This is a genomic window from Catenulispora pinisilvae (assembly GCF_015356865.1).
Classification (GTDB): domain Bacteria; phylum Actinomycetota; class Actinomycetes; order Streptomycetales; family Catenulisporaceae; genus Catenulispora; species Catenulispora pinisilvae.
In genome coordinates this window covers 1-9606 of the sequence record NZ_JAAFZA010000330.1, presented here as the reverse complement: position 1 = coordinate 9606, position 9606 = coordinate 1, and the positions used below count along the sequence as shown (strand labels likewise).

The 9606-nt window shown below is 70.9% G+C and carries 9 protein-coding genes; 4 read left to right on the top strand and 5 right to left on the bottom strand.

What is annotated here, in order from left to right:
• Positions 1 to 83: 83 nt before the first annotated feature.
• The 3 genes from IZR01_RS45325 to IZR01_RS45315 form a co-directional block, all read right to left on the bottom strand.
• On the bottom strand, positions 84 to 1340 hold the full coding sequence (locus IZR01_RS45325; protein ID WP_194927440.1) for an ROK family transcriptional regulator: 1257 nt from the start codon (positions 1338 to 1340) through the stop codon (positions 84 to 86).
• A 164-nt stretch (positions 1341 to 1504) separates the two neighbouring features.
• Positions 1505 to 1909 (bottom strand): hypothetical protein, encoded by a 405-nt coding sequence (locus IZR01_RS45320; RefSeq protein WP_194899900.1) that lies wholly within the window; start codon positions 1907 to 1909, stop codon positions 1505 to 1507.
• A gap of 30 nt (positions 1910 to 1939) precedes the next feature.
• A complete protein-coding gene (locus IZR01_RS45315; protein ID WP_323746777.1) occupies positions 1940 to 2812 on the bottom strand; it encodes a helix-turn-helix domain-containing protein in 873 nt (290 codons plus the stop codon).
• A gap of 177 nt (positions 2813 to 2989) precedes the next feature.
• Between IZR01_RS45315 and IZR01_RS45310 the strand changes: the two genes are divergently transcribed.
• On the top strand, positions 2990 to 3814 hold the full coding sequence (locus tag IZR01_RS45310; RefSeq protein WP_194927439.1) for an SAM-dependent methyltransferase: 825 nt from the start codon (positions 2990 to 2992) through the stop codon (positions 3812 to 3814).
• Between the two features lie 154 nt (positions 3815 to 3968).
• A complete protein-coding gene (locus tag IZR01_RS45305; RefSeq protein ID WP_194927438.1) occupies positions 3969 to 5342 on the top strand; it encodes an MATE family efflux transporter in 1374 nt (457 codons plus the stop codon).
• Positions 5343 to 5395: 53 nt separating this feature from the next.
• Here the strand turns inward: IZR01_RS45305 and IZR01_RS45300 are convergent, their stop codons facing one another.
• A complete protein-coding gene (locus IZR01_RS45300; protein ID WP_194927437.1) occupies positions 5396 to 6247 on the bottom strand; it encodes a LysR family transcriptional regulator in 852 nt (283 codons plus the stop codon).
• 218 nt (positions 6248 to 6465) lie between these two features.
• On the opposite strand from IZR01_RS45300, the gene IZR01_RS53880 reads away from it, so the two are divergent.
• A complete protein-coding gene (locus IZR01_RS53880; RefSeq protein ID WP_194927441.1) occupies positions 6466 to 7275 on the top strand; it encodes an EamA family transporter in 810 nt (269 codons plus the stop codon).
• Positions 7276 to 7349: 74 nt separating this feature from the next.
• Complete coding sequence (locus IZR01_RS45290) at positions 7350 to 8618, top strand: alpha/beta fold hydrolase (protein ID WP_194927436.1); 1269 nt, start codon at positions 7350 to 7352, stop codon at positions 8616 to 8618.
• A gap of 14 nt (positions 8619 to 8632) precedes the next feature.
• Here IZR01_RS45290 and IZR01_RS45285 read toward each other — a convergent pair whose 3' ends face one another.
• Positions 8633 to 9511: an exodeoxyribonuclease III gene (locus IZR01_RS45285; protein WP_194927435.1), complete on the bottom strand. Its 879-nt coding sequence runs from the start codon at positions 9509 to 9511 to the stop codon at positions 8633 to 8635.
• Positions 9512 to 9606 lie beyond the last annotated feature (95 nt).

Below are 9606 nucleotides of genomic sequence, written 5' to 3'. Positions count from 1 at the left end.
CATCAGGAAGCTCCTTCGGGAGGGGACCGGGGGCATCGATGGACTCAAACGGACATCATCGAACGGACATCATGAAACGGACATCAACTGACGGTGGAACGGTGGTGGAGCGACCGGGACGGGACCGTGCCACAGGAGGTGGCCCGCCCGGAGTTCGGGATGACAGGAGCAGAGGACTGATCCGTGAAGCGGCTGGACTCGGACAAGACGAGCGCCAGCGCGCCCATCAGCGAGGCCCGCGGCCCCAGCGCCGAGGTCCGGACCGCGACCGGTGAGCCGAACGGCACGGCCGCGAGCTCGGCGTGCACCGGGTCGAGCAGCAACGCGCCCAGGGCGGTCAGCTCCCCGCCCAGGGCGATCACCGACGGGTTCAGCACCAGCGCGAGCGTGCCCAGGGCGCGGGCCAGGTGCCGGGTGCCGTCCTGGATCACGGCCAGGACGTCGGCGTCGCCGGCCTCGGCCCGCTGTATCAGCTCACTGACGTCGCCGAGGTGGATCCCGCGCCCGGCCAGGCGGGCGAGCATCCCCTCGGCCCCGGCGTACAGCTCCAGACAGCCGCGGCGCCCGCACCAGCAGGTGGGGCCGTCCGGGTCGGCGGTGACGTGGCCGAGCTCGCCGGCGTATCCGTCGCGGCCGCGGTAGATGCCGGAGCCGAACGCGATGCCAAGGCCCACCCGGCTCGCGAGCTTGACGTAGAGCAGGTCCTGCCCGTGCGGGCCCGCCGCGGCCGACTCGCCGAGCGCGCCGAGGTTGGCGTCGTTCTCGACCGCCGCCGGGATGTCCCAGGTCCGGCCGATCTGCTCGGCCAACTCCGGGCCGTTCCACCCCGGCAGCACCCCGGGGACCAGGAACCGCCCGCTGTCCGGCGCGATCGGCGCGGCGATGCTGATCGCCGCCCCCACGACCTGGTCGCGGTCCGCCTCGGCCTCGGCGAGCGTGGTCTCGATGCTGCGCATGACGATGTGCGTGCCGCGCTGGGCCGAGTGCCCCTGCGGCAGCGACACCCACCGCTCGGCCAGCACGCTGCGCGACAGGTCGCCGACCGCGACGGCCACGTGCCGCACGCCCACGTCCACGGCGATGGCCAGCCCCGCCGCGCGATTGAGCGCGAGCCGGGTCGGCGGCCGTCCGGGACTGTCCGCGGCCGGCTGCTGGTACTCCGAGACCAGGCCCCGATCGGCCAGCTCGCCGATCAGGCTGGAGACCGTGGCGCGCGACAACCCGGTGCCGTTGATCAACTCGGCTCGCGTGGCGCTGCCGGAACGACGCAGGATGTCGACGACCCGGGCGCGGTTCCCCGCACGGATCGCCTCGCTCGTCGGCTGCACTCTGCGCTGCATGTAACCCTCTCGGGTCGGAGAATGACGTTACACACCTTTGGCATGCGGCTGACTTCCGTCAAGACTTCGACATAAGGGCGGGATTTTGCCAACCCCTGGGCAACTGCCGGCGCGGACCGAAGATCAGCCCTTTGAGCTGGGCTCGGCCTGGCCGGACGGAACGATCAGAGCGGCGTGCCGTCGATGAGCTCGACTTCGCCGCTCGCATCGACTGTGTAGAGCGAGATTCCGAGCTTGTTACGGACTTCCGACGGGACCCGCTGGGCGAATCGGACGACCGAGCCCGCGACCACGAGCGCGTAGGCGGTGTCCGGCTCGCCCTTCATCCGCCGCAGGAGTTGCCCGTAGCCGGTGTCCAGATCGGTGCCGGCATCGCGGGTGAACCCCTTCGCCTCGACGATGAGCCGGCGGCCGTCGGGACGCCGGGCGTCGATGTCCGGGCGGTCTCCGTACCGGGGGAGTTCCGCGCATTCCCAGCCCTGCCCGACCAGCCAGGTCGTGAAGACTTCGATGACGGCGGCCTCGGAACCGGGGCCGTCGTCGGGGGTCCACATATTCGCATTCGACACGTGCGCAGGATACGGCCCGGGGGCTCCAGGTCAGCGGACCAGGAACCGGACGCTGTCGGCGGCGGGCACCGCGTCCAGACACAGCTGGTCCATCACCGTCGTGTAGACGTCGAGGTCCTCGGTCTTGTCCAGGTAGGTGGCGCTGGTGAGTTGTTCGAGGTAGACGATGTCGGGCAGCGCCGCCTCGGAGAATCGCAGGATGCTGAAGGGGCTGGCGCCGGCGTCGGCGTAGCGGGGGCTGCGGCCGGTGGGCACCACCTGGATGGTGACGTGGGGCAGCCGCGACAGCTTGAGCAGGTGCTGTATCTGGGCGTGCATCGTCGCGTCGTGGTCGCCGGGCCGGTGGCGCAGGACGCTCTCGTCGATCACCGCCCAGAGCTTGGGCGGGTGCGGCCGGTGCAGCAGGCCGGTGCGGTTCATGCGCAGTGCGACGCGGCGCTCGATCTCGGCGGGGTCGGCCAGCGGGTTGCCCAGGCCGATGACCGCGCGGGCGTAGTCCTCGGTCTGGAGCAGGCCGGGGACCAGGCGGGTCTGGTAGCAGCGGATGACCGAGGCGGAGTCCTCCATGCCGAGGTAGGCCTCGAACCAGCCCGGGACGACGTCGGCGAAGGAGCGCCACCAGCTCTGGGCGTTCGCCTGCGCGGTGAGGGCCAGCAGCGGGTCGCGATCGGCGTCGTCGTGGACGCCGTACAGGGTCAGCAGGTCGGCGACGTCGCGCGGCTTGAAGCCGATCCGGCCCAGCTCCATCCGGCTTATCTTGGAGCCGGATCCGCGGATCGCGTACCCGGCCGCGTCTCGGGCGATGCCCGCCGCCGTCCGTAACCGACGCAGTTCGGCGCCCAGCAGTATCCGGGGGATGGTCGGGTTGCCCGAGGTGCAGGAGTGGGTGTGCGTCTTCGCCACGCCGGCCAGCATATCCACCGCTGTGGTCCGGTTATGTGCCGTATCAACGAATCGACCTGTGCCATAGCCCACACCTGGGGTTTCGTCGTAGCCTGATTCGGTCACGCCCCCGGCGGCCACGGCCGCCGGTCCGTGCTGAGGGTGTCATAGTCCGGATATGCACAGGAAGCAGTCACGATGACCGGCGAATCCGAGTCCCCCGAGGTGCCCCGCCTACCGCGGATCGACACGACCGTGCCGCAGTCGGCCCGGGTCTGGAACTACTGGCTGGGCGGCAAGGACCACTACGCGGTGGACCGCGAGGCCGGCGACCAGTTCGCGGCCGTCTACCCGGGCATCTTCGACCTGGCCCGGCTCTCCCGCTACTTCCTCGGGCGGGTCATCCGGCACCTGGCCGCCGACGCCGGGGTCCGGCAGTTCCTGGACGTCGGCACCGGCCTGCCCACCGCCGACAACACCCACGAGGTGGCCCAGCGGGTCAACCCCGAGGCGCGCATCGTCTACGTCGACAACGACCCGCTGATCCTGGCGCACGCCAACGCCCTGCTGGTCGGCGACCCCCGCGGCGCCACCGCCTATATCGAGGCCGACCTGCTCGACCCCGACACCATCATCGCCGAGGCCCGCAAGACCCTCGACTTCGAGGAGCCGGTGGCACTGCTCCTGATGCAGATCCTCGGCCACGTCTCCAACGCCGACGACGACGCCCGGGCCCGCTCGGTCATCAACCGCCTGATGGACGCCCTGCCCTCCGGCAGCTACCTGGTCGTCAGCGAGAGCTCCAACACCAACGAGCTGAACGCCCGCGCCTGCGCCCTGTACAACGAGAGCGGCGGCGCCCCGTACTACCTGCGCGACCCCGAGCAGATCGCCGACCTCTTCACGGGGCTGGAGCTGACGGAGCCCGGCGTCGTGCCGATCCACGAGTGGCGGCCTGATCCCAACCCGTTCGGACAGCCCGCTGACGAGGGGGCTTGGGGCGGGGCTGGGCGGAAGTCCTGAGGGGACGCGGCCCCGGGCCCGGACCCGGACCCGGACCGCTGACAAGCGGTCCGGATGCCACCTCACCGTGCGCGAGCAGCGGGAGTATCTGAAGTAGCGGGAGTAGCCGAGGTAAGAGTTCCTATGGCTTGTCGCACCTGACACAATCCCTGGTGTGAACACCGAGGCCGCCGACCGCGCGCGCAACACCGAGAGCGCCGAGCACCTCGGGGAACCCGACGCCGCGCACGTCACGGGCCGTCAGATCCTCGCTCTGGCGATACCCGCGCTCGGCGCGCTGGTCGCCGAGCCGCTGTTCGTGCTCGCCGACAGCGCGATCGTCGGCCGCCTCGGGCCCGCGCAGCTCGCCGGCCTGGGCACCGCGGGCTCCGCCCTCAACACCCTGGTGGGCGTGTGCATCTTCCTCGCCTACAGCACCACCGCGCAGGTCTCCCGGCTGATCGGCGCGGGCCGGCGCGCCGAGGGGATGGCCCGCGGGGTCGACGGGATGTACCTGGCGGCCGGGCTCGGCGTGCTGCTCGCGGTCATCGGGGCGAGCTGCGCGGACCCGGTCGTGCGCTGGCTGGGGGCCGGGGCCCAGGCCGCCCCCTACGCGGCGACCTACCTGCGCCTCAGCTGCCTGGGACTGCCCGGGATGCTGCTGGTGCTCGCCGCGACCGGGCTGCTGCGCGGCCTGCACGACATGCGCACCCCGCTCGTGGTCGCCGGCGTCGCGGCAGTGGCGAACACGCTGGTCAACTGGATCCTGGTCTACCCGTGCGGGCTCGGGATCGCGGGTTCGGCGGCCGGGACCGCGTCCGTGCAGACCGCGATGGGCGCCGTGTACGTCTACGTGGTGGTCAAAGCTTGCCGGGCGCAAGGCGTCGTGGCGCGGTTCAACGCGCGCGCGTTGCGCGCCTCGCTCTCGGCGAACGTCGCGCTGCTCACCCGCACCGTGTGGCTGCGCGTCTACGTCATAGCGGCGGTGTGGGGCGCCGGCCGGCTCGGCACGGTCGCGCTCGCCGCGCACACCATCGCCGCCAACCTCTGGTCCGGCCTGGCCCTCGCCCTCGACGCCCTGGCCATCGCCGCGCAGGCGCTGGTCGGCCACGAGCTGGGTGCCGGACGCATCGAGGCGACCCGGCGGATGGTGGCGCGGATGAACTGGTGGGGGCTCGGTTTCGGCGTGCTCACCGGCGTCGGCCTGGCCGCGCTCAGCCCCGTGCTGGCCGCGGTGTTCACCTCCGACCGCGCCGTCGCGCACGCGCTGGTGCCGGTGCTGCTGGTCGCCGCGGCCTGCCAACCGGTCGCCGGGGTCGTGTTCGTGCTCGACGGCATCCTGATCGGCGCGGGCGACGCCACCTTCCTGGCCTGGGCCTCGTTCGCCTGCACGCTCGTGTTCCTCGGCGCCCTCGCGCTCGTGGTCGCCGCGGGATGGGGGCTGGTCTGGCTGTGGGTCGCCATCGGGGTGTTCACCCTGGCCCGGCTTGCCGCCTTCTGGACCCGCTCCGCGGGCAGCGCGTGGCTACGGGTCGGCGCGCAGAGATAGGACTCGTGCGTCCGGTCCGCGTGCAAGGTCTATGTGGCATGTGCGGTAGAGCGTCATGTGCGGTAGAGCTCGGTGAGCAGCTCGAGCACGGTGCGGGTGGCCGGGTGGGGGTCGTCGCGCCACCAGACCAGTCGTACGGCGACCGGTTCGGCGTCGCGTACCGGCAGGTAGACGATGCCGGGCCTGGGATATTGATCGACGACGGACTGCGCGGTGACCCCCACGCAGCGGCCGGTGGCGATGACCGTGAGCCAGTCGTCGATGTCGCGGCTCTCCTGGGTCGCGGGACGCGCGTCCGCTGGCCACAAATCCGCGGTGGTCGTTCCGGTGCGCTGGTCGACGAGCAGGACCCGGCTGCTGAGGTCGGCCAGACGCACCGAGCGGCGCCGAGCCAGGGGGTCGGAGGCGGCCAGCGCGCACCAGCGTGTCTCCAGACCCACGATGGCGCCTTCGAAGCGGCGGTCCTCCAGCGGCCTGCGGATGACCGCGAGGTCCGCGGTGCCCTCGGCCAGGCCGGCGCTCGGGGAGTTGATGCGGAGCAGGTGCATTTGCGTTTCCGGGTGCGATTCCCGCCACCGGTGCTGAAAGGCGAGTGTGTGCCGGCCCAGTCCCGACCAGGCGTGGCCGATACGCAGTTCGACGTGGCCCGAGGTCACTTCCTGGACCAGGTTGTCGACCTCGGTCAGCACGCGCCGGGCGTGCGCCACGACGCGTAGCCCGATCGCGGTCGGTGAGGTTTCGCGGGACGTACGCCGCAGCAGCCGTACGCCGAGGCGCTTCTCGAGCGCCGAAAGCGTGCGCGAGACCGCAGCCTGTGAGACGCCCAGAGCGATCGCGGCGTCGGTGAACGTGCCCTCGTCCACGATCGCGACGAGGCAGCGCAACTGACGCACTTCGACATCCATAACCGAATCGTATAGTCGGCCTGCTCTGTGCATTTTGCGCATGCACTGCCGCGGCACAGGATCGATGCGTGCAAGCAGACCCGACTACTCGATCCGCAGGCCCCGCCACTCGGGCCGCAGACCGCGCCACTCGCTCCGCAGACCGCGCCGCGGGCCCCGCAGACCCGGCCGTACTGCCCGCGCAGCGTGGCGCTGTGCCCACAGTCGGGGTCTGCATGATGCTTGCCAGCGGCCTTTCGACCCAGCTCGGCGCCGCGATCGGATCGCTGGCCTTCCCGGTGCTCGGCCCGGTCGGCGTCGTCGCGGTCCGCCAGTGCGTCGCGGCGGTGGTGCTGCTCCCGGTCGGTCGGCCCCGCCTCCGGTCCTTCACGCGGCGCCAGTGGGGGCCGGTGCTGCTGCTCGCGGCCGTCTTCGGTGTGGTGAACCTGTCGCTCTACACCGCGATCGACCGGATCGGTCTCGGCCTGGCGGTGACCCTGGAGTTCCTCGGTCCCCTCACGATCGCGCTGGCCGGCTCGCGCAGACGCGTGGACCTGGGCTGCGCCGCACTCGCCGTGGCGGGAGTCGCCGCACTGATGCGCCCGCGCCCTACCGCCGATTACGTCGGCATGGGGCTCGCTCTGCTCGCTGCTGCCTGCTGGGCCGCTTACATCCTTCTCAATCGTTCCATCGGGCAGCGCATCCCCGGTACACAGGGCACGGCTGCCGCCGCGGGGCTGTCCGCCCTGGTCTACCTGCCCATCGGAGCCGGAGTCGTGGTGCACCACACGCCTTCCGCCGCGGCGGTCGGCGCGGCTGTCACGGCCGGAGTCCTATCCTCCGCGTTGCCGTTCCTCGCCGACCTGTTCACGCTGCGCCGCGTTCCGGCTGAGGCGTTCGGGCTGTTCATGAGCGTCAACCCGGTGTTCGCCGCAGCCGTCGGCGTACTCGTTCTGGGACAGAAACTCGACGTGGCCGCCTGGTTGAGCATCGTGGCGATCATCGCGGCCAACGCCATCAGCATCCTCGCCCGGCCGAGGCGCGCTTGACGCCGCGACGGTGCTCAGCGTACGCAGAAGCTGCCTGCCATCAAGATCAATATATTGCCGCAAAGGAGCCCCGCATGCCCGGTGTCGCGCTGACCGATCACTTCTTCTCCGTCCCCCTCGACCACGGTCGGCCCGATGGCGAGCGCATCGAGGTCTACGCGCGCGAGGTGGTGGCCGCCGGACGCGAGCGCGAGCGGCTGCCCTGGCTGCTGTTTCTCCAGGGCGGCCCGGGCATGGTGCCGCCGCGTCCGATCGGAAGGGACTCCTGGCTGGACCGCGCACTCGAGGACTACCGCGTCCTACTGCTCGATCAGCGCGGCACAGGCCGCTCCAGCCCGATCACCCGCCAAACGCTCCCGGCCCGCGGTGACGCCGCCGCGCAGGCGGACTACCTCGCCCATTTCCGCGCCGACGCCATCGTCCGCGACGCCGAACTGATCAGGCGCGAACTGACCGGCGAACCATGGTCGGTACTCGGCCAGAGCTTCGGCGGCATGTGCACCGTCACCTATCTCTCGTTCGCCCCCGAGGGCCTGCGCGAGGCGATCATCACCGGCGGTCTCCCCGGCCTGAGCATCACCGCCGACGAGGTCTACCGCGCCACCTATCCGCGAGTACACCGCAAGAACACCGCGTACTACCACCGGTACCCGCAGGACGCCGCCGCAGTGCGCCGCATCGCCGCGCACCTGATCGAGCGCCCGGCACCCATGCCGGACGGATCCTCGCTCACCGTCGAGGCCTTCCAGTCACTCGGACTGATGCTCGGCACGAGCGACGGCGCGGACACGCTGCACTACCTGCTGGAAGACACCTGGGCCGGAGCGGAGCTGTCCGACAGCTTCCTCGCCCGCGCCGCAGCCTTCCTCAGCTACGCCCAACTACCGCTGAACCCACTCATGCACGAACTCACCTACGCCCAGCGCGCCACCGGCGCGACGAACTGGGCGGCCGAGCGGATGCGCGCCGAGTTCCCCCAGTTCGACGCCCGCATGGCGTTGGCCGGCGAAGACCCGGTGCTCTTCACCGGCGAGATGACCTACCGATGCCACTTCGACCAGCCCGCTCTCGCCCCCCTGCGCGAGCCGGCCGAGGCGCTGTCCGCCCGCGAGGACTGGCCCGACCTCTACGATCCCGAGCGCTTGGCCGCGAACGAGGTCCCCGTGGCCGCCGCCGTCTATCTCGACGACATGTATGTCGATGCCACATACTCGCTGCCGACCGCCGAGACCATCAGGGGCCTACAACTGTGGGCGACGAACGAGTACGAGCACGATGGACTTCGCGCCAGTAGCGGACGCGTCCTCGACCGACTGCTGCGAATGCTGCGCGGCCAGATCTGAAGTGGAGCCGCGAACTAGGAGTCCGCTGCCGCGGCGGACGTCGCCCCGACGCCAAGGCTCTCAATCGGGCTGCGTTGGGTAGGCACCGAGGCGACGTCCCAGTCGTATGTGACAGTCACCGGAGCGTGATCGGACCAGCGCTCCGCATACGTAGCCGCCCGCTCCGTCACCGCCGACGTGGCGCGGGTGGCGAGGTTCGCGGAGGCCATCTGGTAGTCGATGCGCCAGCCGCTGTCGTTGTCGAAGGCCTTGCCGCGGAAGCTCCACCAGGAGTAGGGGCCTTCGACGTCGGGGTGCAGGTTGCGTACCACGTCTGTGTAGCCGGTTTCGGTGAGGACGGTGGTGAGCCATTGGCGTTCCTCGGGGAGGAAGCCTGAGTTCTTTTGGTTGGCCTTCCAGTTCTTGATGTCCGCCTCTTGGTGGGCGATGTTCCAGTCGCCGCAGATGAGGACGGCGCGGCCGGTTTGCTCCGCCTCGCGGTTCAGGGTGGTCAGGTGGGTGTGGAAGCCCTGCATGAAGCGCTCTTTTTCGGCTTGGCGGTCGGTGCCGACTTCGCCTGCCGGGAGGTAGAGGCTGCCGATGGTGAGGGTGGGGAGGTGCATTTCGGCGTAGCGGCCGGCGGTGTCGAATTCGGGGGTGCCGAAGCCGATGCGGGTGGTGGTGGGGGCGATGCGGCTGTAGAGGGCCACGCCTGCCCGGCCCTTGGTGGTGGCCGGGGCGATGAGGGTGTGCCAGCCTTCGGGGGCACGGAGGTGGGGCGGGAACTGGTCGGGTTCGGCCCGTACCTCCTGGAGGCACACGAGGTCTGCCGCAGTGGTGTTCAGCCACTCGGTGAAGCCCTTGCCGGCGGCGGCGCGGATGCCGTTGACGTTGACGGTGGAGACGGTCAGCACGCGCACCAGCGTAACGGGCGCGGGCGGGTGGGACCGCCATCGGCGGGGCCGTGACCGGGATGGACGTCGGGATGGTGACGGGGATGGGGTAGGGG

Excerpts from the sequence above, each read along its gene's own strand:
- IZR01_RS45310 (WP_194927439.1), top strand. The coding sequence starts at position 2,990 with ATGACCGGCGAATCCGAGTCCCCCGAGGTGCCCCGCCTACCGCGGATC.
- IZR01_RS45325 (WP_194927440.1), bottom strand. The coding sequence starts at position 1,340 with ATGCAGCGCAGAGTGCAGCCGACGAGCGAGGCGATCCGTGCGGGGAAC.
- IZR01_RS45300 (WP_194927437.1), bottom strand. The coding sequence starts at position 6,247 with ATGGATGTCGAAGTGCGTCAGTTGCGCTGCCTCGTCGCGATCGTGGAC.
- IZR01_RS53880 (WP_194927441.1), top strand. The coding sequence starts at position 6,466 with ATGCTTGCCAGCGGCCTTTCGACCCAGCTCGGCGCCGCGATCGGATCG.
- IZR01_RS45290 (WP_194927436.1), top strand. The coding sequence starts at position 7,350 with ATGCCCGGTGTCGCGCTGACCGATCACTTCTTCTCCGTCCCCCTCGAC.